Below are 26,468 nucleotides of genomic sequence, written 5' to 3'. Positions count from 1 at the left end.
AGGTGGTCACCCCGCCTGTCGGGCATGGGCCGCGATGCGATCGAAAAGCGCATCGCGGTCCGCGTCGACCTTTCGGTGGTCGGGATGCGCGTCGTAGAACGCCACGATCTGCCGGGCGCCCTCATCGAAGGTGATCGTGGTGCCGAACTCCGGCACCAGAGCGGTGACTTTGGCGTTGTCGAAGATCATGGAGTGCGCCTTGTCGCCGACCAGGCCGGGACCGAGGTCGGGCGCGAAGGCGGCGATCGTCTCGGATGCGACGTGCACGAGGTCGGGGGAGTCGACACCGGCTGCATCGGCCAGCCACCCGTAGATGCGGTTCCAGCTCGGAGCGTGGTCGCCGGTGACCGTGAAGGCCTCGCCGAGGGCGTCCGGGTGACCTGCAAGCCCGATGATCGCCACTGCGACGTCGTCGCTGTGCGTGATGGTCCACAGGCTCGTTCCGTCGCCGTGCACGACGACCGGTCGCCCCGCTCGCATCCGAGCGATGTCGGTCCATCCCCCCAGGGTCGGAAGAAGCTGCTCGTCGTAGGTGTGCGACGGGCGCACGATGGTGGCGGGGAAGCCGCGCTCGCGATACGCCGCCACGAGCAGGTCCTCGCACGCGATCTTGTCGCGCGAGTACTGCCAGAAGGGATTGCGCAGTGGCGTCGACTCGGTCACCGGCAGGCGCACCGGCGGCTTCTGGTAGGCCGATGCGGAGCTGACGAACACGTACTGACCTGCACGCCCCTCGAAGAGCTCCAGATCGGCCTGGACGTGCTCGGGCGTGAACGCCAGGAACTGCAGGACGACGTCGAACTCCTCCGACCCGATCGCAGCCCGAACAGCCTCGGGGTCGCGCAGGTCTGCCGTCAGCGTCCGCACCTGCGGGGGAAGCGCACGCCGGCCCGTTCCCCGGTTGACGACGGTGACCTCGTCACCGCGCGCCACCGCCCGTCGCACGCAGGACGCGCTGATGGTGCCGGTACCGCCGAGGAAGAGGATGCGTCGAGTCATCCTCCGACCCTAGTCCGAGGGACGGGAGCGATCAGTGCGTGTCTTCGGCCGTGACCTCGGAACGGTCGCCCGACCAGAGTGTGTGGAAGGTGCCCTCCCGGTCGATGCGGCGGTACGTGTGGGCGCCGAAGAAGTCGCGCTGACCCTGGATGAGCGCTGCCGGGAGACGGGGAGCGCGCAAGCCGTCGTAATACGCCAGGGACGACGAGAACGCGGGCGCGGGGATGCCTGCCGTCGCCGCCGTCGCGACGATGTGCCGCCAGGAATCCTGGGCGCGGCCCAGCGCCTCGACGAAGTAGGGTGCGGCGAGCAGCACCGGAAGGTCTGCCGTCTCGGCGTAGGCGTCTGCGATGCGGTTGAGGAACTGCGCGCGGATGATGCACCCGCCGCGCCAGATGCGCGACACCGCGCCCAGGTCGATCTTCCAGCCGTACTGGGCGGCACCGGCACGGATGGCGTCGAAGCCCTGCGAGTAGGCGACGATCTTCGACGCGTACAGGGCCAGCCGCACCTGCTCGATGAAGGCGTCCGGATCGGTGATGGAGGATCCGACGGCGTCCTCCGCGGGCCCCGGGAGTCCGGCGGCAGCCTGCCGCTGGTCGGGGTGCGACGACAGCGAGCGGGCGAAGACCGCCTCGGCGATGCCCGATACGGGAACGCCGAGATCCAGGGCGGTCTGCACCGTCCATGCGCCGGTGCCCTTCGCGCCGGCCTGATCGAGGATCACGTCCACCAGGGGACGCTGCGACGTGGCGTCGTTCTGTCGGAGCACCTCGGCGGTGATCTCGATGAGGTACGACTCGAGCTCACCGCGGTTCCACTCGGCGAACACGTCGGCGATCTCGGCGGGCGACTTGCCGGTGCCCCGCCGGATGAGGTCGTACGCCTCGGCGATCAGCTGCATGTCGGCGTACTCGATGCCGTTGTGGATCATCTTCACGAAGTGACCGGCACCGTCATGCCCCACGTGCGTGACGCAGGGCTCGCCCTCGGCCACGGCCGCGATGGACCGCAGGATCGGGCCGAGCGTCACCCATGATTCGTCGGAGCCGCCCGGCATGAGCGACGGGCCGAGCAGAGCTCCCTCCTCGCCGCCGGAGACGCCCATGCCGACGAAGTTGATGCCGGTCTCGCGAACGGCCTTCTCGCGGCGGATGGTGTCGCTGAACAGCGCATTGCCGCCGTCGACGATGATGTCGCCCGGCTCGAAGACGCGGACGAGTTCGTCGATCACGGCGTCGGTTCCGCGGCCGGCCTTGACCATGATGATCGCCGTCCGGGGGGTGGACAGGGCGGCGGCGAACTCCTCGTAGGAGAACGTCGCCACGAAGCCCGCCTCGGGGTGAGCCTCGAGCAGGTGGTCGGTCTTCTCGCGGCTGCGGTTGAACACCGCGACCGAGTTGCCCTCGCGGCTGGCGAGATTGCGGGCGAGATTCGAGCCCATGACGGCCAGTCCCACGACCCCGATGTTGGCGATGGCGGCGGAGTCGGAGGGGGCGGCGACCCCTGCCTCGGCCCGGGGGCGAGGCACGTCCTCGGGGGCGGGTGCCCCCTCGTGTTCCTCGGTCGACCCGGGCTGGTCGTCGCGGTCGGTGGAGATCTTCGTCGAGCGGGAAGGATCGGTCACCGTTTCAGGTTATCGGGTTCACCCCGATCGCCCGACTGCGGTGCCGGGGTCAGTCCTTGCGATAGGCCGTGCGCGCCATGGAGAAGATCGCCAGGACCGCGCCGACGGCACCGACTGCCGTGATGGCCCCGACGACCCAGACGAGCACGTGCGAGAGAAAGCCGTATTCCATGGTGTCCTCCGTCGGGATGGCAGTGTCTCCCATGCTATCGCCGGTCGCTGGTAGACTCTCCCACTGGACTTCGGCGAGGGATCCCGTCTGCGCAGGCCGCGGCGCGGATCCGTGATCGACGGGGGTGTGAAGGCTCGTTTTCCTCACGCGCTCGCGTTCGAGTCGACCCAGACCCAGATCCAGGCCCCGCGAGGCCGATACGACAGGCGAGAGCCTGCGAGGAGAACACCATGCCCACCGAGACCGACACCACCGTCGCCGCCGAGCGCCGCGAGAACTTCGGCAAGGGTTTCGCCCGCCGCCTCCGTGCCGCCGGCAAGATCCCCGCCGTCCTCTACGGCCACGGCACCGACCCCGTGCACCTCGCGCTGCCCGGCCACCAGACCGCGCTGCTGATCCGCCGCGCCAACGCCGTGCTCGACCTCCAGGTCGACGGCGTGTCGCAGCTCGCGCTCGTGAAGGACGTGCAGAAGGACCCGGTGCACCAGATCATCGAGCACATCGACCTGCTCGTGGTCAAGAAGGGCGAGAAGGTCCAGGTCGACGTCCCCGTCATCATCACCGGCGAGCCCTTCGCCGGCACCATCGCGAACCTCGACGCGGCCACCGTGTCGCTCGAGGTCGAGGCCACGCACATCCCCGAGACCGTCGAGGTCGATGTCGAGGGCCTCGAGGACGGCAGCCACATCACCGCGGGCGACCTCTCCCTGCCCCGCGGCGCGACGCTGGTGACCGACGCCGACGTCCTCGTCGTGGCGATCGCCGTTCCGGTGTCCACCCTCATCGCCGAAGAGGAGATCGCCGAGGCCGACGCCGAGGTCGCCGCCGAGCAGGCCGAGGACTCCGAGCAGGGCGAGGGCGAGGCGTCGGGCGACGAGGCCTCCGACAGCGAGTAATCACCGGCCATGCCGGACACGTGGCTCGTGGTGGGGCTCGGAAACCCGGGGCCGCGCTACGAACGCACACGCCACAACGTCGGCCAGCTCGTCCTCGACGAGCTGGCCGGCAGGCGCGACGCCCCCTTCCGGGCCCATCGCGCCCATGCGCGCGTCGCGGAGACGTGGCTGCGCCCCGGCGGGGCGAAGCTCATCCTCGCCAAGCCCAACTCGTTCATGAACGTGTCGGGCGGTCCGGTCTCGCAGCTGGCCCGCTTCTACCGGACCGAGCGCGAGCGCATCGTGGTCGTCCACGACGAGCTCGACATCCCGTTCGACACCGTGCGACTGAAGGCCGGCGGCGGGCACGGTGGTCACAACGGCGTCCGTGACGTGGCCGCGGCGCTCGGTTACCCCGACTTCACCCGGGTGCGGGTGGGGATCGGCCGTCCGCCAGGACGGCAGGACGCGGCGGACTGGGTTCTCCAGCCCTTCCCCGCCGGTGACCGCGACGCCGTGTCGCTGCTGGTCTCCGATGCCGCCGACGCGGTCGAAGACATCATCGAACACGGACTGGTCGCGGCTCAGCAGCGCTTCCACGCTCCCCGCACCTGACGCGCGGACGTCAGCTCGCGGCCGCCGCGAGCCCCGCCACGATCACCGCCTGGAGCGTCAACCCGAAGACCACGGGTCCGAGCGCCGCCACGACCACAGCCGCGATGCCCCACCCGCGCCCGGCACGGCGGGCGATGGCGATGATCCCCTGCACGATCGCCCAGAGGCCGAGGACCGTTCCGGCCCAGAAGCCGATCTCGGCCAGCAGGACCCAGTCGCGCACGGGGCTCAGCAGCGACCAGTCGAAGTCCGTGCCCAGGGTGCCGGCCATGAGACGCTCGCCGGTTCCGGCGCCGATGAAGTAGCCGCCGATTCCACCCGCCGCGGGGGCGAGGACCGCCGCGCCCAGGGCCAGGAGGAAGGCCGTCAGCCCGAGGGCGACGCCGCGTGCCGGTTTCGGCTGCGAGGGGGCCCATCCCGCTCCGTGGGCGGGGCCCGCCGGGGGGAGGTATCCCGCGGGCGGTGCGTAGCCGGGCGGCGGGGCGTAGCCGCCGGGGGTGGAGGGTGTGCTCACGCTGACATCCTAGGAGCCGATGTCGGCGGGCGACCGTAGACTTCTCCGGTGACAATTCCCGGGATCGTGCGCGCCCTCGAGCAGGCTGACTCCTTCCGGGAGGCGGTGACCGCCGGCGTGGCCGACGCCGAGTACTCGGTGGTCGAAGGGGTCGATGCGCCGCTTCTCGCGGCGCTCCTCGAGCGACGTCGCGCAGCAGGCAAGCCCGCGGTGCTGCTGGCGATCGCGCCCACCGGTCGTCGGGCTGAGACGCTGGGACCGGCCCTGCAGGCGCTTCTTCCTCACGCCGAGGTGCGCCATTTCCCCGCGTGGGAGACGCTGCCGCACGAGCGGCTGAGCCCCACGCCCGAAATCGTGGGGCGACGTCTCGACGTCCTCGGCCGGCTCGCGCGGCTGCACGCGGACGACACGCTCGTCGTCACGGCCTCCGTCCGCGGGGCGGTGCAGCCGCTGGCCGCAGGGCTGGATGAGGCGACGCCGATCGAACTCGCGGTCGGCGAGCGCGGCCACGACCTCGGCCAGGTCGCCGCGATGCTCGTCGAGCGCGCCTACCACCGCGTCGACATGGTCTCGCGGCGCGGCGAATTCGCCCTGCGCGGCGGCATCCTCGACGTCTTCCCTCCCACCGCCGAGCACCCCTACCGCGTGGAGTTCTTCGGCGACGAGGTCGACCAGATCCGCGCGTTCTCCGTCGCCGACCAGCGCTCCCTGCCGGGTGAGGTCACCGCGGTGAGCCTGCTGGCCAGTCGCGAGCTGATCCTCACCGAGGCCGTCCGCGACCGGGCTCGTCAGCTCAAGGACGAGTTCCCGGGGTTGCGCGGCATGCTCGAGAAGATGGCCGAGGGCATCCCCGTCGAGGGGATGGAATCGCTGATGCCGGCTGTGGTCGATCAGCTGGTCACCCTGGTGGACTACTTCCCCCGGGGCACCGCGGTCGCCCTGGTCGACCCTGAGCGCGCGGTGACACGGGCGACCACTCTCAGCGACACCAACAGGGAGTTCCTGGATGCCGCGTGGAACGCGGCCACCTCGGGAGCCGAGTCGCCCATCGACCTCGGTGCCGGCGACTTCGTCCCGCTCCCGAGGCTGCGGGATGTCGTCGCCGAGCGCGAGGGCGTGTGGTGGAGCCTGAGGCTCTTTCGATTCCGGGGCCGCCGACGCCTCGGCCGAAGGACTGCTGCAGCCGGGTGAGACCGGCGTCACCCGTGTCGCCGCGACATCCGTCCCCTCCTTCCAGGGCAATGTCGACGGCGCGGTCAGCCATGTCGCCGAGAGGCTCCGCGCCGGGTGGCGGGTCGTCGTCATGGCCTCCGGCGGCGGGCTCGTCGAGCGCGCCCGCGATGTGCTCGCCGAGCGCGGCCTCGCCGCCCGGCGTGTGGACACCATCGACGATGCTCCCGAGCCGGGCGTCGCCCAGGTGGTCGCCTGTTCGCTCGAGCGCGGATTCGAAGTCGCCGAGGCGCAGCTGTCGGTGCTGACCGAGTCGGAGTTCTACGGCCGCACCATCGGCGGGGATACGCGGGTGGTCAAGAAGCTCGCGTCGCGTCGGCGCAACGTCGTCGACCCGCTCCAGCTGAAGACCGGCGATCACGTCGTCCACGCCACCCACGGCATCGGCCGCTTCGTCGAGCTCACCCAGCGAGAGGTGTCCAGCGGCGGCCGCAACGCCGTCAAGAGTGTCCGGGAGTACCTGGTGCTCGAATACGCGCCCTCCAAGCGCGGGTACCCCGGCGACAAGCTCTTCGTGCCCACCGACCAGCTCGACCTGCTGTCGAAATACGTCGGCGGTGAGGCACCCACTCTGTCGAAGATGGGCGGCAGCGACTGGGCCCAGGCCAAGGGGCGTGCTCGCAAGGCGGTGCGCGACATCGCCGTGGAGCTGGTCAAGCTCTACTCCGCACGGATGGCGGCGCGAGGCCACGCCTTCGGACCCGACACGCCCTGGCAGCGCGAGCTCGAGGAAGCCTTCCCGTTCGCCGAGACGCCGGACCAGGCTCCAGACGATCGACGAGATCAAGGCCGACATGGAAAAGCCCATCCCCATGGACCGACTGCTCTCGGGCGATGTCGGCTTCGGCAAGACCGAGGTGGCGGTGCGGGCGGCTTTCAAGGCGATCCAGGACGGCAAGCAGGTCGCCATGCTGGTACCGACCACCCTCCTGGTCAAGCAGCACCTCGAGACCTTCACCGAGCGCTTCGCCGGATTCCCGGTGAAGGTGCGCGCCCTGTCGCGGTTCCAGACCGACAAGCAGGCCAAGGAGATCGTCGCGGGCCTGGCCGACGGAACGATCGACATGGTCATCGGCACCCACCGCATCCTCACGGAGCGGGTGATCTTCAAAGATCTCGGGCTCATGATCATCGATGAGGAGCAGCGGTTCGGCGTCGAGCACAAGGACGCCCTGAAGAAGCTGAAGACCAATGTCGACATCCTGGCCATGAGCGCCACGCCGATCCCGCGCACGCTGGAGATGGCCGTGACCGGCATCCGCGAGATGTCGACCCTCGCGACACCGCCCGAGGACCGGCATCCGATCCTGACCTATGTGGGAGCCCGCAACGACAAGCAGATCACCGCGGCGATCCGGCGGGAGCTCCTGCGCGAGGGGCAGGTGTTCTACGTGCACAACCGGGTGTCTTCGATCCAGCGCGTGGCCGCCCATATCGCCGAGCTCGTCCCCGAGGCGCGCGTGGCGGTCGCCCACGGGCAGATGGGCGAGCATCAGCTCGAGCAGGTCGTCGACGACTTCTGGGAGCGCAGGGCGGATGTGCTGGTGTGCACGACCATCATCGAGACCGGGCTCGACATCGCCAACGCCAACACGATCATCATCGACCGGGCCGACAAATACGGGCTGTCGCAGCTGCATCAGCTGCGCGGCCGGGTGGGCCGGGCCCGCGAGCGCGCCTACGCCTATTTCCTCTATGACGAGGTGAAGCCGCTGTCCGAGACCGCGGCCGACCGCCTCGAGACCATCGCCGTCAACAACGACCTGGGCAGCGGTATGCAGGTGGCGTTGAAGGACCTCGAGCTGCGCGGCGCGGGAAACCTCCTCGGCGCCGAACAGGCCGGTCACATCGCGGGCGTCGGCTTCGACCTCTACCTCCGCATGATCGGCGAGGCGGTGGCGACCTTCCGCGGTGAGGACACCGAGGGTCCCACCGAGCTGCGGCTCGAGCTGCCGGTGCAGGCACGCCTTCCCGAGGACTACATCGACAGCGAGCGGCTGCGGCTGGAGGCCTACCAGAAGCTCTCTGCAGCCGCGGTGCCCACGGCGGTCTCGCGCGAGGCCGAGGGGCGCGATCCGATCGACGCGGTCATCGACGAGCTGCGCGACCGCTACGGCGAGCCCCCCGCCGAGGTCGACGGCCTCGTCGCCGTCGCGCGCCTGCGGCGGAAAGCTGCGCGTGCGGGCCTCAGCGACGTCGTGGCGATGGGACCGAACCTGCGCATCGCGCCGGCTGACCTCCCGGACTCCATGCGCGTGCGGTTGCAGCGCCTGCACCCCAAAGCGAAGCTCCTCGCCGGCGGGGAGGCGCTCGTGGTGCCCCTTCCGCGCGCCGGTGACGCACCGCTGGGTGGCGCGGAACTGCTGGCGTGGGTCGATCAGCTGCTCACGCAGCTGTGGCCCGAGCCGGTCGCAGAACCCGCCGCCGCGGATCAGCCGGTGTTCTGAAGGCCGGCCGCGACGCCGCTGACCGAGAGCAGCAGGAGGCGCTGCTGCTCGGGATCGGCGGGGGAGCCGGCCGCGGCATCCTGCCGGAGTGATCGCAGCGCACGCAGCTGGAGCAGTGACAGCGCATCGACGTAGGGGCTGCGCATCTTCACCGCCCGCTGAAGCACCGGCTTGTTGCCCAGGAGCTCCGCGCCCCCGGTCACCCGGACGACCCAGGCTCGGGTGAGCTCCATCTCGCCCATCACCAGGTCGGCGAGGTCGTCGCGGTCGCCGAGGTCGAGGTAGCGCCGGGCGATTCGCGCGTCGGCCTTGGCGAGGCTCATCGCGACGTTGTCGATGAGGGTCCGGAACAGTGGCCACTCCTGGTACGCGCTTCGCAGCACCTCCTCGTCGCCGACGGCCTCGAGGGCCGTGCCGAGACCGAACCAGCCCGCCAGGTTGATGCGCGCCTGCGTCCACGCGAACACCCACGGGATGGCCCGGAGGTCGGCGAGCGACTCCACCGACAGGCCGCGCCGGGCCGGCCGGGAGCCGAGAGCCAGGAGGCCGATCTCCTCCATCGGCGTGACCTGGGCGAACCACGGGGCGAATCCCGGAGCCTTCACCAGCTCGAGGAAGCGGGCGCGGGAGGCCTCGTCCATGCGCGCGGCCACGCCGGCGAACCGCTCGGCGGCGGCGTGGTTTCGTGTCTCGATCGAGGGGGAGGAGGCCAGCAGCATCGCCGCGACCACCTGATCGATGTGACGCATCGCGATCGCCGGGTCACCGTAGCGAGCGAAGATGACCTCTCCCTGCTCGGTGAGCTTGAAGCGCCCGTCCACCGAACCCGGCGGCTGCGCGAGGATCGCGGAGTTCGCCGGTCCGCCGCCGCGACCGAGCGCACCGCCCCGACCGTGGAAGAGCGTCAGCTCGATGCCGTTCTCCTGCGCCCACGCCGAGATCTGCGCCTGCGCCTGGTAGAGGGCGAGGGTCGCCGCGACGGGTCCGACGTCCTTGGACGAGTCGGAGTAGCCGAGCATGACCTCCATGCGCCTGCCCGTCGCCTGCAGCCGGGCTTCGAACTCGGGGTGCAGGGCGATCTCGGCGAGGATCCGCGGGGCGGCTTGGAGGTCGGCGAAGGTCTCGAACAGCGGGATGACGTCGAGGACGGGCACGCGACCGTCGGGTCCCGCGGCGTGGCGGGCGAGACGGTGGACGGCGGCCAGGTCATCCGCGGACTGGGTGAACGACACGATGTAGCGCCCCGCGGCGCGGGGCCCGTAGCGATCCTGGAGGAAGAGCACCGCCCGGAAGACGTCGAGCACTTCCTCGGTCAGCTCCGAGCGAGGCTGGCCGGCATCGAGCTCGGCGAGCACCTTCGCGTGTACGGCGGAGTGCTGGCGCACCTCCAGCTCGCTGAGGTGGAACCCGTAGGTCTGCACCTGCCAGATGAGCTGCTGCAGGTGTCCGTAGGCCTGCCGGGGCGCCCGTGCGGCGACGAGCGAGTCCTGCACCACGCGGAGCTGACGGTGCAGCTCCTCCGGGTCGCTGTAGGCCAGGTCGGCGTTGCGGAGCCTCGTGGCCTCGATCTTGCGGGCCACCATGAGGAGGATCTGCCGATGGGGTTCCTCCGGCGACCGCGCGGCGATCTCCGCTGCCGCGTCGTCGTCCTCGGTGCGAAGACGCTGCCACAGCGCGACGGCATCGGGACTCGGGGGGGTGGTCGCGGCATCCAGGGTCAGGGTGCGTCCGATTCGCTCGGCAGAGCGCTCGAGCCCGCGCAGCACGTGCTCGCTGGCGATGGCGGCCGCCTTGCGGGTCACCGACGCGGTGACGAACGGGTTGCCGTCCCGGTCGCCGCCGACCCACGACCCGATGCGGACGAAGGGCCGCACCAGCGGCGCGGCGCTGCCGGCTCGCTCGGCCTGGAGCGCGTCGTCGACACGACGATAGACGTGAGGGATGGCGGTGTAGAGGGTCTCGTCGAAGACGGCCATGACCGCGCGGACCTCATCCGTCGGCGTGGGCTTCTCATGCCTCAGCGGTGCGGTCCGCCAGAGGGTGTCGATCTCCTCCAGCATGCGCCGACGGGCGCGTCGCTGTTCGCTGCCGCCCTCCGGTGCGCTCTCGTGCTCGGTGACAAGGGCGGCGAGTCGGCGGATGCTGGTCGACACCGCCCGACGACGCGCCTCGGTGGGATGTGCGGTGAACACGGGGTGGAAACGCAGTGACTGCAGGCGCTTGGTCGCGGCGTCCTCGCCCACCTCGTCGGCCAGTCGCCGGAAGGCTGCGGGAATCGAATCCCCGTCGGCATCGGGCGTGCGGTCGCGCTCGCGCAGAACCCTCACGCGCTGGTGCTCCTCGACGAGGTTGGCCAGGTGGAAGTAGCAGGTGAAGGCCCGGGCGACCTCGTCCGCACGGGTCACCGAGAACGAATCGGCGATCTCGGCGGCGCGGGCGAAGGCCTCGTCGGTCTCATCGGTGTACGCCTGGATCGTGGCGATCCGCAGGCGTTCGACATCATCGAAGAGTCCCGGCGAGCCGCTTTCGCGGAGGACCTGTCCGAGGAGGGCGCCCAGCAGGCGGACGTTGGCACGCATGGATTCGGGGATGCCCTGCCCCGCCTCGTAGCGACCGACGAGGTCGATGGCCTCCGTCTGGGTGAGTTCGCGCATTCCCCCACGGTATCGCCGCTGTGTGACGGGTATGTCACAGGAGAGCCCGGTAGAATCGGACACGGTGTGCCGGGAAGCCTGGTCGGCGTGCGCGTCAGCGTACTCGCCAGACACCGACGAAAGGACCGCCTGTGTCCCTGCTGCGCTCTGCCCGTTTCCCCGCCATCGTGCTCCTCGCCGCCGCCGCCGCGGCGCTCATCGTGGCCAACTCCCCGCTCGGCCCTGCCGCCCAGGCGCTGAAGGAGACCTACCTCGGCATCCCCGGGGTGTTCGAGATGTCGGTGGGTCACTGGATCCAGGACGGCCTGCTGGCGGTCTTCTTCTTCGTCGTCGCCGTGGAGCTGCAGTACGAACTCACCAGCGGCGAGTTGAACTCGGCGAAGAAAGCACTCCAGCCGGCGATCGCCGCCGCGGGCGGTGTCGTCATCCCGATCGCGATCTTCGTGCTCATCGCCGGAGGGTCGGATGCCGCGCAGGGGTGGCCGATTCCCACGGCGACCGATATCGCCTTCGCCCTGGGCGTGCTCGCCGTCTTCGGCAAGGGCCTGCCCTCCGGCATCCGGATCTTCCTCCTCGCCCTGGCGATCCTCGACGACATCGTCGGCATCATCTTCATCGCGGTGCTCTTCACCACCGACGTCAACGTCGGGCTCCTCGCGGTGGCCGCCCTGCTGGTGATCGCCTTCGGCTTCCTCAGCCGGCGCCTCGACACCCGCGGCCGCATCCCGATCGCCGCCGCGCTCGTCGTGATCGGTCTCGCCACCTGGGTGCTGGTCTACCTGTCGGGCGTCCACGCGACAATCGCCGGCGTCGCACTCGGCATCGCGATGGCTCAGCAGCCGGCGCTTCGCACACGCCACACCCTCGAGCCGTGGGTGAACGGACTCGTCCTGCCGCTGTTCGCATTCTCGGCAGCCCTCGTCGTCATCCCCGCCGTCTCGCCGACCCAGCTCTCCCCGGCCTTCTGGGGCATCCTCGTCGCACTTCCCGTGGGCAAGATCATCGGCATCTCCGTCTTCAGCTGGATCTCGATGAGGCTTCTCAACCGCGGCGTGACTCCGCCGCTGTCGTTCCTCGACCTCCTGGCCGCCGGGGCGCTGGGCGGTATCGGGTTCACCGTGTCGCTGCTGCTGTCCGAACTCGCCTTCGCCAACAGCCCCCTCGTGCGCGACGAGGCGACGCTGGGTGTCCTCGCGGGGTCGGCGATCTCGATCATCCTCGCGGCGCTGCTGGTCGCCCAGCGCGCCCGCCACTATCGTCGGGTGTCTCCCGAGACCGCCGACGAGGAGCTCCCCGAGCCGGCTGAGACGACGGGGGACATCCACTGATCCGCGAGGGGTGCGCATGAGCGAGGATGACGGGCTGCGCCGGGCGGCCGAGGTGATGCACGCCGTGCGCGTGCGGTGCGCCTGGTCACGGCTGATCACCCACCACGATCTCGTGCCCTACCTCGTGGAGGAGTCGGCCGAGCTGATCGACGCCATCGAGGTCGGGTCGCGCCCGGAGCTGCGCGAGGAACTCGGCGATCTCCTCTGGCAGGTGCTCTTCCACGCCGAGATCGCGTCGGAGGATCCGGACGATCCGTTCGACATCGACGACGTCGCCGCCGCGCTCGCCGAGAAGATGGAACGTCGCCACCCGCACGTCTTCGCGGGCGCCGTCGCTGAGACCCCGGAGGAGGTGCTCGTGCACTGGAACGCCGCGAAGGCGGCCGAGAAGAGCACCCGGACGAGCGTGCTGGACGGGGTGTCGGAGCGGATGCCGGCTCTCGCCCTCGCGCAGAAGATGCTGGGGAAGGCGGCTCGGGTCCCCGGTCTCACGCCCGCGCCCGTCGTGCCGGCGGCCGCCCAGGAACCTTCGACGGAGGCGGAGCTCGGCGACGCCCTCCTCGCGTTGGCGGCGCGTGCGCGGGAGCAGGGGTGGGACGCGGATCGGGCGCTCCGCGGCGCGCTGCGGACCCTGGGCGCTCGGATCCGCTTCGCCGAGGGAGAGGAGCGCGACGCGTCGCGCGGGGACGACCTGGAAGGATAGTCCGGTGCCCACCGTCACTCCGCCGCGCGGCATGCGCGATTTCCTCCCCGCCGAAAAGGCCCGCCGCGAGCGTGTGCTCCGCACCATCCGCGACCGCTACCGAGTGCACGGCTTCGACGAGATCGAAACCCCGGTGATGGAGGACTACGACCGCCTCCACGCCGGTATCGGCGGGGACAACGAGAAGCTCGCCTACAACGTGCTCAAGCGCGGGCTCGACGCCGATGCCATCCGCGCGGCCGCCGACGACCCCGCATCCCTCACCGATCTGGGTCTGCGATACGACCTCACCGTGCCGCTCGCGCGCTTCTACGCCAGTCACCGCGGCGAACTGCCGGGCATCTTCCGCGCCGTGCAGATCGCCCCGGTCTGGCGCGCGGAGCGTCCGCAGAAGGGCCGCTACCGGCAGTTCCTGCAGTGCGACATCGACATCATCGGCGACGCCACCTCCCGTGCCGAGTCGGAACTCGTCACGGCGACCCTCGACACCCTCGATGCGCTGGGGCTGGAGGGCGGCGAAGTCCGTGTCAATGATCGTCGCCTGCTGGACGCGATGCTCGCAGCCTTCGGGTTTCCCGCCGACGCGCGCGCCGGGGTGCTGATCACGCTCGACAAGCTCGACAAGATCGGCCCCGAGGGCGTGACGGTCGAGCTGCGTGAACGCGGCGCCGACGAGACCGCGGTGACTGCTGTGGCGTCCCATCTCGCACGTCTGGCCGCGTCCGGGGCCGGCTCCGACCATCCCCTCACCGCGTCGGGGATCCGCGGGGCGCTCCCCGACGGGATGCCGGGCGACGTCGTGGCCCACCTCGTGGGCATCGGCGAGGCCGTGGCGGCTGCACGTGGGGTGGACGCGGGCAGTCGTGAGGTTCCGCTGCGGTTCGATCCGTTCCTCGTGCGGGGGATGGGGTACTACACGGGCACGATCTTCGAGCTCGCTCACCCGGCGGTGTCGTACTCGCTGGGCGGCGGAGGCCGCTACGACGGGATGATCGGGCGCTTCCTCGGACAGGAGGTCCCCGCCGTCGGCTTCTCGCTCGGATTCGAACGGCTCGTCGACCTCGTTCCCGCCGGTGGCGACACCACCGCCGACGCCCTCGTGCTGGTTCACGACCGGGATGCGTCGGTCGGAGATCTGCTGACCCTGAAGTCTGCGCTCATCGATCGCGGCGGGCGTGTGCGTCTCGAGCAGCGGACGAAGAACCTCAAGGCCCTCCTCGAGCGTGCCCGCGCCGACGGGTTCACCGCCTTCGCGACGGTGGCATCGGGCGACCGTGACGTCGACAGGCTCGAGATCAAGCCTCTGGGATGATCAGTCGCCGCGACTGACCCGCAGGCGCACGAACCGGAAGACCAGCCCGATTGCGAGCACCGCGGCGCCACCGACGACGCTCTGCCAGGGGAGGCTCAGCGCGAGGATGACGCACCCCGCGACCCCGACCAGCTGCAGCCAGCGGGGGTAACGGCGCGCGGCTTCGGTCTGGCGGTGCGCGGCCAGGTTCGACACGAGGTAGTAGGTCAGCACGCCGAACGAGGAGAAGCCGATCGCGCCGCGCAGGTCGGTGAACGCAACCAGCAGCACCACGGCGAGGACGATCAGCACTTCGGCGCGGTGCGGCACGTGCCACCGGGGGTGCACCGCGGAGAGGAAGGCGGGCAGATCCCGCTCCCGCGCCATGGCGAGGGTGGTCCGCCCCACCCCGGCGATGAGCGCGAGGAGAGCCCCGAGAGCGGCGGCCGCGGCGCCGATCCGCACGACCGGATCCACCCACGTCCAGCCAGCGGTCGCGGCCGCCGCCGCCACGGGATCGGATGACGCGGCGGTGGCCTGCGGACCGAGTGCGGCGAGGACCGCGACGGCGACGACGGCATAGACGGCCACGACGATCACGAAGGCCAGGGAGATCGCGCGCGGGATCACGCGCGCGGGGTCGCGGACCTCCTCGCCCATCGTGGCGATGCGGGCGTAGCCGGCGAAGGCGAAGAACAGCAGACCCGCCGACTGGAGGATGCCGTAGGGGCCGCCGACGAACAGCTCCGGCGCGGTGACGGTGGCCGCGGTCGGAGCCGCCGCCGCTCCCGCCCCGGCGGCGACCACCGCCACCGCGAGGCACAGCAGCACGACGGTGACGATGATGCGGGTGAGCTGCGCCGTCCGGGTGATGCCGAACCAGTTCACCGCGCCGAGGGCGACCACCGCGGCGACGGCGAGGGGCCGTTCCCATCCGGCGGGGGCGACGTAGGCGGCGAAGGTGAGGGCCATCGCCGCGCAGCTGGCGGTCTTGCCGATGATGAAACCCCAGCCGGCGAGGAACCCCCACCAGTCGTTCAGCTCCGCGCGCCCGTAGACGTAGGTGCCGCCCGAGGTCGGATACACCGCGGCGAGCTGGGCGGAGGAGGTCGCATTGGCATACGCCACGACGGCCGCCAGCACCAGCCCGATGAGCAGGCCCGCGCCGGCAGCCTGGGCCGCAGGCGAGAAGGCGGAGAAGACACCGGCGCCGAGCATCGCACCGAGCCCGATGAACACGGCGTCCCCGAGGCCGAGTCGTCGGGCGAGGGAGGGGGAGGACACGACCGAACCCTACTAAGCCCGGGTGGCCGGGTGGTCACCCGGCCGTTCCCCTTCGTTCACCGAACGCCCGTGCAATGACCTCATGAGATCCTCGGCGACAGCGGCACGTATCGGCGGCGTCGCGCTCGCCGTCGCCGTCGTGCTCACCGTCGCTGTGACCGTGGAGCTGCCCCGCACCATCCGGCGGCAGGCGGGCATCGCGAGGCGCCGGATCGGCAAGCCCCTCGGGGAGGACGCCTGGGACACCGACCGGGTATGGCGGCGTCGGCTGCACGGTGACCCGATCGATCTGGTGGTCCTCGGCGACTCCATCGCCGCGGGTCTGGGTGCGCAGCGCCCGAAGCAGACGTTGGGTGCGCGGGTCGCCAAGGGACTGGGCACCGCGCTCCTGCGCCCGGTGCGACTTCGATCTGTTGCGGTCGTCGGGTCGGAGTCATCCGCTCTCCCCTCCCAGATCGCGCGGCTGCCGTCTGACCTGCGGCCGGATCTCGCGGTCATCATCGTCGGCGGAAACGATGTCACGCACCGCGTGCCGATGGAGATCTCACTGGGGCACCTCGCCGACGCCGTGCGAGAACTCCGAGCCCGTGGCGCACGTGTGGTGGTGGGGACCTGCCCCGACCTCGGTGCCCTTCGACCCGTGCCGCAGCCGCTGCGCGCCCTCGCGTCCCGACTTTCGCGACGGCTCGCTGCGGGACAGGCGCGCGTGGCACGCGCGCTCGACGCGCGACCGGTCTCGCTGAGAGCCGCGGTCGGACACGCCTTCGCCCGCGATCCCGAGGCGATGTTCAGCGCAGACAGGTTCCACCCGAGCGCACTGGGCTATCGCCGCACCGCGGAGGCGCTCGTGCCCGCGCTCGTGGCGGAATGGCGAGCCCGCTCTTGACGCGCGGGCCCCGGCGCTTGTTGGCTGGGGGAGTGAGCCTGCCCACCCCGGACGCGTGGACCCGCGTCGACCGCTATCTCAGCGACACCCTCGTCGGCGAAGACGCCGCCCTTCACGAGGCGGTGCTCGACCAGCGGGCCGCCGGGCTCCCCGCGATCGAGGTGGCGCCGCTGACCGGGAAGTTCCTCCACCTCATGGTCCGAGTCACCGGCGCCCGCCGCGTCCTGGAGATCGGGACCCTCGCCGGCTACTCGGCGATCTGGATGGCGCGGGCGCTCCCCGAGGGCGGCCGGGTCGTGACGGTGGAGGCCGAGCCGCAGAACGCGGCCGTGGCACGCACCAACCTCGCCCGGGCCGGGGTTTCCGAGCGGGTGCGCATCGCGGAGGGTCGCGCGGCCGACGTGCTCCCCACCCTCGTCGGCGAAGCGCCCTTCGACCTCGTCTTCATCGACGCCGACAAGGAGTCCAACACCGTCTACCTCGACTGGGCGGCCCGGCTCGGAAGGCCCGGCACGGTCGTGATCGTCGACAACGTCGTGCGCTCGGGGGAGGTGGCCAACCCCGCCAGCGAGAGCCTGCAGGTGCACGGTGTGCGCCGGGGCCTGGAGATGCTCGCGCGCGACCCACGCTTCGACGCCACCGCTTTCCAGACCCTCGACGCGAAGGGATGGGACGGCGTGGCGCTGGCCATGGTGGTGTGAAGCCGGATCACTAGACTCGGGGGCGGACCGACGACGCTCCACCGTTCCATCGGGCGCAGGACGCCCTCCACGAGCAAGGAGACACCCCGTGGCATCAATCGAGGCTGTAGGCGCGCGCGAGATCCTGGATTCGCGCGGCAACCCGACCGTCGAGGTGGAGGTGCTGCTCGATGACGGCATCGTGCAGCGCGCGGCCGTGCCTTCGGGCGCGTCCACCGGAGCGTTCGAGGCGTACGAGCTGCGCGACGGCGACAAGAGCCGATACGGCGGAAAGGGTGTGCTCAAGGCCGTCGCCGCCGTCATCGACGAGCTCGGCCCGGCGATCGAGGGTGTCGACGCCAGCGAGCAGCGCATCATCGACGAGATCCTCATCGAGACCGACGGCACCGAGAACAAGTCCCGCACGGGCGCCAACGCCATCCTCGGCGTCAGCCTCGCCGTGGCCAAGGCCGCGGCCGACAGCGCCGACCTGCCGCTGTTCCGCTACCTCGGCGGTCCCAACGCACACCTTCTGCCGGTGCCGCTCTTCAACGTCATCAACGGTGGCGAGCACGCCGACAACGGCATCGACTTCCAGGAGTTCTTCCTCGCACCCATCGGCGCGGACACCTACGCCGAGTCGCTGCGCTGGGGCACGGAGGTCTACCACGTGCTGAAGGGCGAGGCTCAAGAGCGCCGGGTTCGCCACGGGCCTCGGCGACGAGGGCGGCTTCGCCCCCGATCTGCCGAGCAACCGCGAGGGCCTGGACTTCCTCATCCGCGCCATCGAGAAGGCCGGCTTCACCCCCGGCGCCGACATCGCCGTGGGCCTGGATGTGGCGGCGACCGAGTTCTACTCGGACGGCGTGTACACCGTCGAGGGCAAGGCGTGGAGCGTCGACGAGCTCGTCTCGTACTTCACCGACCTCGTGGCCAACTACCCGATCGTCACCATCGAGGACGCCCTGGCCGAGGATGACTGGGACGGATGGAAGACCCTGACCGACGCGATCGGATCGACGGTGCAGCTTGTCGGCGACGACCTGTTCGTCACCAACCCCACCCGCCTCGCCGACGGCATCTCCCGCGGGGTCGCGAACGCGCTCCTGGTGAAGGTCAACCAGATCGGCACCCTGTCCGAGACGCTCGACGCGATCTCGCTGGCCACCCGGTCGGGCTACGCCTCGATGCTCTCGCACCGCTCGGGCGAGACGGAGGACACCACCATCGCCGACCTCGCGGTGGCTGTGAACGCCGGTCAGATCAAGACCGGCGCGCCCGCTCGCAGCGAGCGCGTCGCGAAATACAATCAGCTTCTGCGCATCGAGGAGGAGCTGGGCGACGCCGCGGAATTCGCCGGCCGCTCCGCCTTCCCCCGCTACCGGGGCTGACGCGCGACCGATCGTCGATGAAGGGGGAGCCGTGACCGCACGATCGGCTCCCCCCTCGTCGTCTTCCGCAGCCAGACGACGGCGGCCGGGGCGTCGCCCCGCGGACGGCCGGGTCGACGTGCGCGGCTGGCTCGGCGGCATCCGACTCTCCGGGTTCATGGTGATCATGCTGGGTCTGGTGGTGCTCGCCGCCTTCGTCCTCGTGCCGACGGTCGGGACCTACCTCGATCAGCGTCAGCAGATCGCCGCTCTGGAGCAGTCCGTGGAACTGACGCGGGAGCAGATCGAGGAACTCGAATCCGAGCGCGAGCGCTGGAGCGATCCGGCCTACATCACGACCGAGGCCCGCGAGCGCCTGTACTACGTCAGGCCCGGCGAGGTGGTGTACCTGGTCGACAACGACCTGCCGCCCGAGGACGTCCCGCAGGAGCAGGGTGCGGTGAGCGAGGAGGTCGAACGCACCCGCACCGACTGGATGTCGCAGCTTCTGCGCTCGGTCGCCGAGGCCGGCCTCGCCACCACCGTCACCGACCCCGGGTAACCTGTCGAGGTGACGAGGCCGCCGTATCCGCCCGTGAGCGACACCGATCTGGCCGTGATCCAGCGTCAGCTGGGACGCCCGGCGCGCGGTGTGCTGGGCGTGGCCGCGCGGTGCGTCTGCGGCAACCCCACGGTCGTCGCCACCGCGCCGAGGCTCCCCGACGGGACGCCCTTCCCGACGTTCTACTACCTCACACATCCCGCTGCGACCGCCGCCATGTCGGCGCTGGAGGCCGGACAGGTGATGCCCGAGCTGCTCGCCGAGCTCCAGGCCGATCCCGAGGGGCCCGCGGCCTACCGGCACGCCCATGAGCAGTACCTCGCCGATCGCGCGCAGTTCGGTGAGGTCGCCGAGATCGCCGGGATCTCCGCCGGTGGCATGCCCACGCGGGTGAAGTGTCTGCATGCGCTGGCGGCACACGCACTGGCGGCAGGGCCCGGAGTGAATCCGGTGGGGGATGCCGCCCTGGAACGGGCGTCCTGGTCGCCGGGGGTGTGCGCGTGTCCGCCGGAGGAGAGCGGATGACGCGCCGCGGCCGCGCAGGAGTGATCGCGGTGCTCGTCGCGGGGCTGGTCGGGGGACTGGTGACCCCTGCCGCAGCGACCACGCCGTCGCCCGACGCCGCCGCTGATCCGGTGCGGGCCGCGGAGTACTGGCTCGACGATTACGGCATCCGGGATGCGTGGCGCACGACCCGTGGCGAGGGTGCCCGCATCGCCATCATCGACACCGGCATCGGGCGCGGACCGGTCGAGTTCGCCGGTGCGGTGGTCGGCGGCACGGATGTGTCCGACATCGGCGCGCCCGACGGCCGGCTGCCGGTGGGTGCGGTCGACGGCAATCACGGCAGCTGGGTGGCCTCGCTGGCTGCGGCGCGCGGGACCGGCGCCGACACCGGCATGATCGGCGTGGCGCCGGCGGCGGAACTGCTGTCGGTCTCGATCGGGGTGGGCAACTCCTCGCCCGTGCCGTTCGCCGAGCAGATCTCCGAGGCGGTGCGCTGGTCGGTCGACAACGGAGCCGACATCATCAACCTCTCCCTCACGACGAACACCCCCGACTGGGACCGCAGCTGGGACGACGCGTTCCTCTACGCCTTCGACAACGACGTGGTGGTGGTCGTGGCCGCCGGCAACCGGGGCACGGGGACGACCCGCGTAGGAGCGCCCGCCACCATCCCCGGGGTTCTGGCCGTCGGCGGGGTCGACCCCGACGGTCGGGCCAGCGTCGAGGCGTCCACCCAGGGGATCACCATCGGCGTGGCCGCGCCGAGCGAGAACCTCCTCGGCATCTCCGCCGACGGTCGGGTCGTGTCCTGGAACGGGACGAGCGGGGCGGCGCCCATCGTGGCGGGCGTCGCCGCCCTCGTACGGTCGGCCTATCCCGACCTCGATGCGGCGAATGTCATCAATCGCATCATCTCCACCGCACGGGAGGTTCCGGGGGTGTCCGTCCCCGATCCTCTCTACGGGTACGGCCTCATCGACGCCGCCGCGGCGCTGAGCGCGACGGTGCCCGACGTGGCGCAGAATCCGCTCGGCGACCTCCGCGAGTGGGTGAGGCTCTACCGTCGAGCCGAGAGTGCTCCGGATCCGCAGCCCACGCCGAGCGCGGTGGAGGTGCCGCCGCTGCCTCCGGCCGAAGCTGCGGGACCTGCCGGATCGCCGTTCCTTCCGTCGGAGCAGACCCTCCTGTACGGCACCCTGCCGCTCGGGGCGCTGACCGTCGGGGCTATACTGGTGGCGCTCGGCGTCACCGCTGCTGTCCGACGCGTCCGATTGGCGTCCCGCACGCCGAGCCGTTGATCTAGGGGAGTACTCCACATCGTGACCCACACCGCGCACAGGATCCTCATTGTCGGTGGCGGATACGCAGGCTTCTACACGGCGTGGAAGCTGGAGAAGCGTCTGCGCCGCGGCGAGGCCGAGGTGACGATCGTCGATCCTCTCGCCTACATGACCTATCAGCCGTTCCTGCCCGAGGTGGCGGCCGGTTCGATCGAGGCCCGGCACTCGGTGGTGTCACTCCGACGGCACTTGAAGCGGACCCGGATCGTGGCCGCGAAGGTCACCGGCATCGATCACGCCCACAAGACGGCTACCCTCGCCCCGATCGCGGGGGAGCCGTACCAGCAGGAGTACGACCAGATCGTCGTCACCGCCGGCGCGGTCTCGCGGACCTTCCCCATTCCCGGCATCGCCGACACCGCGATCGGGCTGAAGACCATCGAGGAGGCCGTCGCGATCCGCGACCGGCTCCTGACCAACTTCGACAGGGCCGCCGCGCTCCCGCCCGGTCCCGAGCGTGAGCGGCTGCTGACCGTCGTCGTGGTCGGCGGCGGCTTCGCCGGCATCGAGGTCTTCGCCGAACTGCGTTCGTTCGCCTCGTCGCTGGTGGCGAAGTACCCCGAGCTCACGTTCGACGAGACGCACTTCCACCTCATCGAGGCGATGGGGCGCATCATGCCCGAGGTCTCGCTGAAGACCAGCGAATGGGTGCTGAAGGACCTGGCCAAGCGCGGCGCCTTCGTCCATCTCGACACCCAGGTCACGAGCGCGGTCGACGGTGACGTCGAACTGTCCACCGGAGAGGTGATCCCCGCCGATCTCATCATCTGGACGGCCGGGGTCATGGCAAACCCGACGGTCGTGCGCGGCGGCGATCTCCCGGTCGAGGAGCGCGGTCGCATCCGCACGCGCGCCGACCTCCGCGTGGGCACAGAGGACGAGATCGTCGAAGGTGCCTGGGCAGCGGGCGACGTCGCGGCGGTCCCGGATCTGTCCGGCGGTGGAGTCGGCGGCTACTGCGTGCCGAACGCTCAGCACGCCGTCCGCCAGGGGAAGCTCCTGGCGAAGAACATCACTGCTGTGTTGCGCGGCGAGGACCCGGTCGACTACCTCCACAAGAACCTCGGTGCCGTCGCCGGTCTGGGTCTGTACAACGGGGCTTTCCAGTCGGGGAACATCGCGATCAAGGGATTCCTCGCCTGGCTCGCACACCGTGGCTACCACGGCCTGGCCATGCCGACCTGGGAGCGCAAGCTGCGCGTGATCGCCGGATGGCTGGGCAATGTGGTCCTCGGTCGCGACATGGCGAACCTCGAAGCGGTGCAGACGCCGCGTGCGGCGTTCGAGGAGTTCGCGGCGCGCCCGCGACCTGCTCAGCCCGCGGTGACGCCGCCGCAGACGCCCCGCGACGCCGGTGCGGACGCCGACGCTCCCGAGAAGTCGAAGGTCGCCGCGGGACGCTGACGCTAAGGTGACGGGTGTCGCAGGACGGCGCCCCCGTAGCCCAATGGCAGAGGCAGGCGACTTAAAATCGCTTCAGTGTGGGTTCGAGTCCCACCGGGGGCACGCATCTGGGCGAGGATGAGCCAGTGACGATCGATCTCCTGGCGCAGGATGCCACCGCGAAGTCATCCGGCGAGCTCTGGCGGGCGCCGGCGCGGTACTGGGCCGAGATGTCGGCGGCCACCGCCCACCTGCCGGCGCCGGTCGCCGCGATCGACCGTGGGGCGCTGGCGTTCAACGCCCTCGACATGATGGTGCGCGCCGGAGGCGTGCCCATCCGGGTGGCGAGCAAGTCCATCCGCGTACGGGAGGTGCTCGACGCTGTCCTGCGGCTCCCCGGGTATCGCGGCATCCTGGCCTTCACGCTCGCCGAAGCCCTGTGGCTGAGCTCGGACCACGATGACATCGTGCTGGGCTATCCCACGATCGACAGGCGGAGTCTTGCCCGCCTTGCCGCAGACGAGGAAGCCGCGCGGCGGATCACCCTGATGGTCGACGACCCCGGGCAGCTCGATCTCATCGATGCGGTCGTGCCGGCGACCGCTCGCACCGAGCTGCGGGTCGCTGTGGACGTGGACGCGTCGTGGCGGACCCCGGGCCTCGGTCATGTCGGCGTGCACCGCTCGCCGCTTCACACGGCCCAGGACGCGGTGAGCCTGGCGCGCGTCATCGTCGAGCGGCCGGGCTTCCGACTGGTCGGGCTGATGATGTACGAGGCTCAGATCGCCGGCCAGCCGGATGCGACCGGTGCCGGTGACGCCGTCATCCGCTGGATGCAGCGCCGGTCTGCGGAAGAACTGCGCGAGCGCCGGGGCGAGGTCGTCCGGCGCGTCGGCGAACTCGCACACCTCGACTTCGTCAACGGCGGGGGCACCGGCTCGCTGGAGCGGACCGCTGCTGACCTCGCGGTGACAGAACTGACGGCCGGGAGCGGCCTGCTCGCCGGCCACCTCTTCGACGGCTACCGCTCCTTCGACCCGGCCCCGGCGGCGGCTTTCGCGCTCGACATCGTGCGGATGCCCGCGCCGGACGTTGCGACGGTCCTCGGGGGAGGATGGGTCGCCTCGGGTCCTGCCGCGCAATCGCGGCTGCCGCGCCCTGTCTGGCCCGCGGGCCTGCGTCTTCTCCCTCGCGAGGGCGCGGGTGAGGTCCAGACCCCGCTTCGCGGCCCGGCCGCCGCGCATCTGGCGATCGGCGACAGAGTATGGTTCCGTCACGCCAAGAGCGGAGAACTGGCCGAGCGGGTGGAGAGGTTCGAGCTCGTGTCGGACGGAGGGATCGTGGCCGGTATTCCGACATACCGCGGCGAGGGAAAGGCGTTCCTGTGACCCGCCCGGGCGCCGTCTGGCGCAATTGGGGGCGCACGGTCCAGGCCAAGCCGGTGCGCGCCGAGTTCCCGGCCACTCCCGAGGCGGTCGAGCGCGCGGTCGGCGCGGCTGCCCGGCGGAGGCTGCGGATCAAGCCGGTCGGCTCCGGGCACAGCTTCTCGGGCATCGCCGTCGCACCCGACGTGCTGCTGGACCTGTCCGCGCTGTCGGGGGTCGTCGCGATCGACTCCGAGACCATGCGGGTGACGTTGGGAGCGGGCACGCCTCTGCACCAGGTTCCGCGCCTTCTTGCTCGTCACGGTCTGGCCATGCAGAATCTCGGTGACATCGATCGGCAGACCATCGCCGGGGCCATCGCCACCGGCACCCACGGCACGGGCCTCGCCTTCGGGGGGTTGGCCACCCAGGTCGTCGGCGTCACCATCGTCACCGGCACCGGCGAGACCCGGCGGATTGCAGAGGATGATCCTCTGCTCGCCGCGGTCTCCCTCGGACTCGGCGCCCTCGGGGTGCTCGTCGATGTGACGCTGCAGTGCGTTCCCGCCTTCCACCTCGAAGCCGTCGAACGTCGCGAGCCGCTCGACGAGGTCGTCGCGGGACTGCTGGATCGAGCTCGGACGGCGGACCACTTCGAGTTCTACTGGTTCCCCCACACCGACGTGGCCCTGACCAAGACCAACCGGAGGCTCGCGGAGACGACCCCTCGCCGTCCGTTGCCACGGGTGGGGAGGTTCATCGACGAGACGGTGCTGGCGAACGGCGTGTACCGGGGCATGTGCGCCGTCGGAAGGGCGCTCCCGCCGGCCGTCCCGGCCTTCTCGCGCCTCGCCACGCGCGTCACCGGCGACCGCACCTATCTCGACCGGTCGCACCGCGTCTTCACGCAGCGGCGCGGGGTCCGCTTCCGCGAGATGGAGTACGCCCTTCCCGCCGAGAACGTGGCGTCGGCATTCGCCGAGGTGCGCGCCCTCATCGCAGCCGAGGGGTGGCGGATCTCCTTCCCCCTCGAAGTGCGCTTCGCCGCCGGCGACGATCGCTGGCTGTCGACCGCGTACGACAGACCGACGGGCTACATCGCCGTCCACCGCTACTTCCGGGAGGACCCGACGGCGTACTTCACCGCCGTCGAGCAGATCATGCTCGCGTACGACGCACGTCCGCACTGGGGCAAGCTCCATTCGCTCGGTGCCGACGTCCTCCGCGACCGCTATCCCCGATTCGACGACTTCCTCTCGGTGCGCCGCGCACTCGATCCCGACGGCCTGTTCCGCAATGAGTATCTGGACCGCGTGCTCGGGCTCTAGGCCTGTGAGGTCGCCGCACAGCCTGGGGCGCGCATCGGCGGACCGTTAGGATTGTCAGCACTGACCTGGAACGGAGACCCCGGTATGTGGGAATGGCTCATCCCCGTCCTGATCGTCGTCGCACTGGTCGTCATCGCGGGCATCTACCTGTGGGCGACCTACAACTCGCTGGTGCAGCTGAACGTGCGTGTCGATGAGGCATGGAGCGACATCACCGTCCAGCTGAAGCGACGGGCCGACCTGCTCCCCAATCTCATCGAGGCGGTGAAGGGCTACGCCGCGCACGAGAAGGCGGTGTTCGAGAACGTGACCCGCGCGCGCGCCGAGACGCTCTCTGCGGGGGGGCCCGCGGAGGCGGGTGTCGCGGAGGGCCACATGCAGCAGGCGCTGCGGTCGATCTTCGCGGTCGCCGAGGCGTACCCGCAGCTGCAGGCCAGCCAGAACTTCCTGCAGCTGCAGCAGTCGATCGTCGACACCGAAGACAAGATCCAGGCGTCCCGTCGCTTCTACAACGGCGGGGTACGGGAGCTGAACACCAAGATCAAGGTGTTCCCCAACAACCTATTCGCCCGCAATCTCGGCTTCGACGAACGTGAGTTCTTCGAGGTCGTCGACGGTGCGGCGATCTCGGAGCCTCCGCGCGTTCAGTTTTGACCTCGGTTCCCACGATCTCGCGCGCTGAGGCGGCACGCATCGCGGTGCGTGCGCTATGAGCCGGCCGCTTCCGCCGCCTCTTCCGCGAGGACCGGCAGATCTTCGAGTGGCGCGGTTTCTTCCGCCCGATGAGCGACCTGCCGCTGTTCCTTCCGCTGATGCGCGGTGGCCCGCAGTCGGCCGCCGTCCGCGACTGGCTGTCGACCAACGATCCCTTCCGCCGCGACATCCTGGGTCGACTTCGGGATGACGGACCGCTGCGTCCCGTCGACATCGAGGACACCTCCGTTCAGTCCTGGCGTTCGACGGGGTGGACGAACGATCGGAACGTCCTGCAGATGCTGGAGATCCTCACCGAGTGCGGAGAGGTGGCCGTCGATCACCGTGATGCGAAGGGCAGATGGTTCGACCTGGCCGAGCGCGTCTATCCGGCGGTGGCATCGGCGACCGCCGACGAGGCGGCACGCGGGAGGGCCGAGCGTCGCCTGTCGGCGCTGGGCATCGCCAGACGGAAGGGCGTGGCGCAGCCGGGGGAGCCGGTGGACGTCGGAGACGTCGGAGTCGACGTGCTCGTCGAGGGCGTGGACGGTCGCTGGCGCGTGGACCGAGCGCTCCTCTAGGACGAGCCCCTTCACCCGCGCACGGCGCTTCTCTC

General features: G+C 70.7%; 21 protein-coding genes, 1 tRNA gene and 2 pseudogenes. 18 read left to right on the top strand and 6 right to left on the bottom strand.

Translation table 11 applies throughout. From position 1 onward, the window contains the following. Window positions 1-6: 6 nt before the first annotated feature. The 3 genes from QSU92_RS02070 to QSU92_RS02060 form a co-directional block, all read right to left on the bottom strand. Entirely contained in the window at window positions 7-999 is a 993-nt protein-coding gene (locus QSU92_RS02070; protein ID WP_289264533.1) for an NAD-dependent epimerase/dehydratase family protein, read from the bottom strand. Between the two features lie 31 nt (window positions 1,000-1,030). Beyond that, on the bottom strand, window positions 1,031-2,443 hold the full coding sequence (gndA, locus tag QSU92_RS02065) for an NADP-dependent phosphogluconate dehydrogenase (protein WP_289265790.1): 1,413 nt from the start codon (window positions 2,441-2,443) through the stop codon (window positions 1,031-1,033). A 232-nt stretch (window positions 2,444-2,675) separates the two neighbouring features. After that, on the bottom strand, window positions 2,676-2,831 hold the full coding sequence (locus tag QSU92_RS02060; RefSeq protein WP_289264532.1) for a hypothetical protein: 156 nt from the start codon (window positions 2,829-2,831) through the stop codon (window positions 2,676-2,678). Window positions 2,832-3,028: 197 nt separating this feature from the next. Here QSU92_RS02060 and QSU92_RS02055 point away from each other — a divergent pair, with 197 nt between their 5' ends. Continuing rightward, window positions 3,029-3,694 carry a 50S ribosomal protein L25/general stress protein Ctc gene (locus QSU92_RS02055; RefSeq protein WP_289264531.1) on the top strand — a complete coding sequence of 222 codons (666 nt, stop codon included), beginning with the start codon at window positions 3,029-3,031 and terminating at the stop codon, window positions 3,692-3,694. A gap of 9 nt (window positions 3,695-3,703) precedes the next feature. Beyond that, the gene (gene pth / locus QSU92_RS02050; RefSeq protein WP_289264530.1) at window positions 3,704-4,288 is read left to right on the top strand and encodes an aminoacyl-tRNA hydrolase; all 585 of its coding nucleotides are present in this window, start codon (window positions 3,704-3,706) and stop codon (window positions 4,286-4,288) included. Between the two features lie 10 nt (window positions 4,289-4,298). On the opposite strand, the gene QSU92_RS02045 is transcribed toward pth, so the two are convergent. Further along, window positions 4,299-4,802 (bottom strand): hypothetical protein, encoded by a 504-nt coding sequence (locus QSU92_RS02045; RefSeq protein ID WP_289264529.1) that lies wholly within the window; start codon window positions 4,800-4,802, stop codon window positions 4,299-4,301. A 48-nt stretch (window positions 4,803-4,850) separates the two neighbouring features. Here QSU92_RS02045 and mfd point away from each other — a divergent pair. Next, window positions 4,851-8,479, top strand: a pseudogene (mfd, locus tag QSU92_RS02040) (transcription-repair coupling factor). Here mfd and QSU92_RS02035 read toward each other — a convergent pair. Beyond that, window positions 8,464-11,133, bottom strand: a complete 2,670-nt coding sequence (locus QSU92_RS02035) for a phosphoenolpyruvate carboxylase (protein ID WP_289264528.1) — start codon at window positions 11,131-11,133, stop codon at window positions 8,464-8,466. The pseudogene mfd and the gene QSU92_RS02035 sit on opposite strands and share 16 nt — an antisense overlap. A 131-nt stretch (window positions 11,134-11,264) precedes the next feature. On the opposite strand from QSU92_RS02035, the gene nhaA reads away from it, so the two are divergent. Genes nhaA through hisS form a run of 3 tightly spaced genes read left to right on the top strand, consistent with a single transcriptional unit; the run spans window position 11,265 to window position 14,476 of the window. Beyond that, window positions 11,265-12,461 carry a Na+/H+ antiporter NhaA gene (nhaA, locus tag QSU92_RS02030; protein ID WP_289264527.1) on the top strand — a complete coding sequence of 399 codons (1,197 nt, stop codon included), beginning with the start codon at window positions 11,265-11,267 and terminating at the stop codon, window positions 12,459-12,461. A gap of 16 nt (window positions 12,462-12,477) precedes the next feature. Then, window positions 12,478-13,164 carry a MazG nucleotide pyrophosphohydrolase domain-containing protein gene (locus tag QSU92_RS02025; protein WP_289264526.1) on the top strand — a complete coding sequence of 229 codons (687 nt, stop codon included), beginning with the start codon at window positions 12,478-12,480 and terminating at the stop codon, window positions 13,162-13,164. A gap of 31 nt (window positions 13,165-13,195) precedes the next feature. Then, on the top strand, window positions 13,196-14,476 hold the full coding sequence (hisS, locus tag QSU92_RS02020) for a histidine--tRNA ligase (protein ID WP_289265789.1): 1,281 nt from the start codon (window positions 13,196-13,198) through the stop codon (window positions 14,474-14,476). Here the strand turns inward: hisS and QSU92_RS02015 are convergent, their stop codons facing one another. Beyond that, window positions 14,477-15,739: an APC family permease gene (locus tag QSU92_RS02015; RefSeq protein ID WP_289264525.1), complete on the bottom strand. Its 1,263-nt coding sequence runs from the start codon at window positions 15,737-15,739 to the stop codon at window positions 14,477-14,479. It lies immediately after the preceding gene. An 82-nt stretch (window positions 15,740-15,821) separates the two neighbouring features. On the opposite strand from QSU92_RS02015, the gene QSU92_RS02010 reads away from it, so the two are divergent. The 12 genes and pseudogenes from QSU92_RS02010 to QSU92_RS17540 all read left to right on the top strand — a co-directional run bounded on the left by QSU92_RS02010 (window position 15,822) and on the right by QSU92_RS17540 (window position 26,433). Beyond that, window positions 15,822-16,625, top strand: coding sequence for an SGNH/GDSL hydrolase family protein (locus QSU92_RS02010; RefSeq protein WP_289264524.1), 804 nt, complete (start codon window positions 15,822-15,824; stop codon window positions 16,623-16,625). 32 nt (window positions 16,626-16,657) lie between these two features. Continuing rightward, window positions 16,658-17,326: an O-methyltransferase gene (locus tag QSU92_RS02005; RefSeq protein ID WP_289264523.1), complete on the top strand. Its 669-nt coding sequence runs from the start codon at window positions 16,658-16,660 to the stop codon at window positions 17,324-17,326. 88 nt (window positions 17,327-17,414) lie between these two features. Further along, window positions 17,415-18,696: pseudogene (eno, locus tag QSU92_RS02000) on the top strand (phosphopyruvate hydratase). 31 nt (window positions 18,697-18,727) lie between these two features. Continuing rightward, on the top strand, window positions 18,728-19,237 hold the full coding sequence (locus QSU92_RS01995; RefSeq protein WP_289264522.1) for a septum formation initiator family protein: 510 nt from the start codon (window positions 18,728-18,730) through the stop codon (window positions 19,235-19,237). Between the two features lie 9 nt (window positions 19,238-19,246). Then, window positions 19,247-19,762, top strand: coding sequence for a DUF501 domain-containing protein (locus QSU92_RS01990; RefSeq protein WP_289264521.1), 516 nt, complete (start codon window positions 19,247-19,249; stop codon window positions 19,760-19,762). After that, complete coding sequence (locus QSU92_RS01985) at window positions 19,759-21,042, top strand: S8 family serine peptidase (RefSeq protein ID WP_289264520.1); 1,284 nt, start codon at window positions 19,759-19,761, stop codon at window positions 21,040-21,042. The genes QSU92_RS01990 and QSU92_RS01985 overlap by 4 nt, the downstream gene beginning before the upstream one ends. A gap of 21 nt (window positions 21,043-21,063) precedes the next feature. Continuing rightward, window positions 21,064-22,488, top strand: coding sequence for an NAD(P)/FAD-dependent oxidoreductase (locus tag QSU92_RS01980; protein ID WP_289264519.1), 1,425 nt, complete (start codon window positions 21,064-21,066; stop codon window positions 22,486-22,488). Window positions 22,489-22,517: 29 nt separating this feature from the next. Beyond that, window positions 22,518-22,590, top strand: a tRNA-Leu gene (locus QSU92_RS01975). Between the two features lie 23 nt (window positions 22,591-22,613). Next, window positions 22,614-23,855 (top strand): alanine racemase, encoded by a 1,242-nt coding sequence (locus QSU92_RS01970; protein ID WP_289264518.1) that lies wholly within the window; start codon window positions 22,614-22,616, stop codon window positions 23,853-23,855. After that, window positions 23,852-25,159, top strand: a complete 1,308-nt coding sequence (locus QSU92_RS01965) for a D-arabinono-1,4-lactone oxidase (protein ID WP_289264517.1) — start codon at window positions 23,852-23,854, stop codon at window positions 25,157-25,159. Before QSU92_RS01970 ends, QSU92_RS01965 begins: the two co-directional genes overlap by 4 nt. Window positions 25,160-25,243: 84 nt before the next feature. Beyond that, window positions 25,244-25,813, top strand: coding sequence for a LemA family protein (locus QSU92_RS01960; protein ID WP_289264516.1), 570 nt, complete (start codon window positions 25,244-25,246; stop codon window positions 25,811-25,813). A 128-nt stretch (window positions 25,814-25,941) separates the two neighbouring features. After that, the gene (locus tag QSU92_RS17540; protein ID WP_422880408.1) at window positions 25,942-26,433 is read left to right on the top strand and encodes a DNA glycosylase AlkZ-like family protein; all 492 of its coding nucleotides are present in this window, start codon (window positions 25,942-25,944) and stop codon (window positions 26,431-26,433) included. The last annotated feature ends 35 nt before the right edge of the window (window positions 26,434-26,468 follow it).

The organism is Microbacterium sp. ET2, from assembly GCF_030347395.1.
In the GTDB taxonomy this organism is placed as follows: Bacteria; Actinomycetota; Actinomycetes; order Actinomycetales; family Microbacteriaceae; genus Microbacterium; species Microbacterium albipurpureum.
The sequence above is the reverse complement of the archived record's forward strand: the minus strand, read 5'-3'. Positions and strand labels throughout refer to the sequence as shown.

Coding starts and splice junctions, on each gene's coding strand:
- QSU92_RS02070 (WP_289264533.1), bottom strand. CDS start 999: ATGACTCGACGCATCCTCTTCCTCGGCGGTACCGGCACCATCAGCGCG.
- gndA (WP_289265790.1), bottom strand. CDS start 2,443: ATGGGCTCGAATCTCGCCCGCAATCTCGCCAGCCGCGAGGGCAACTCG.
- QSU92_RS02060 (WP_289264532.1), bottom strand. CDS start 2,831: ATGGGAGACACTGCCATCCCGACGGAGGACACCATGGAATACGGCTTT.
- QSU92_RS02055 (WP_289264531.1), top strand. CDS start 3,029: ATGCCCACCGAGACCGACACCACCGTCGCCGCCGAGCGCCGCGAGAAC.
- pth (WP_289264530.1), top strand. CDS start 3,704: ATGCCGGACACGTGGCTCGTGGTGGGGCTCGGAAACCCGGGGCCGCGC.
- QSU92_RS02035 (WP_289264528.1), bottom strand. CDS start 11,133: ATGCGCGAACTCACCCAGACGGAGGCCATCGACCTCGTCGGTCGCTAC.
- QSU92_RS02025 (WP_289264526.1), top strand. CDS start 12,478: ATGAGCGAGGATGACGGGCTGCGCCGGGCGGCCGAGGTGATGCACGCC.
- hisS (WP_289265789.1), top strand. CDS start 13,196: ATGCGCGATTTCCTCCCCGCCGAAAAGGCCCGCCGCGAGCGTGTGCTC.
- QSU92_RS02010 (WP_289264524.1), top strand. CDS start 15,822: ATGAGATCCTCGGCGACAGCGGCACGTATCGGCGGCGTCGCGCTCGCC.
- QSU92_RS01985 (WP_289264520.1), top strand. CDS start 19,759: ATGACGCGCCGCGGCCGCGCAGGAGTGATCGCGGTGCTCGTCGCGGGG.
- QSU92_RS01960 (WP_289264516.1), top strand. CDS start 25,244: ATGTGGGAATGGCTCATCCCCGTCCTGATCGTCGTCGCACTGGTCGTC.
- QSU92_RS17540 (WP_422880408.1), top strand. CDS start 25,942: ATGAGCGACCTGCCGCTGTTCCTTCCGCTGATGCGCGGTGGCCCGCAG.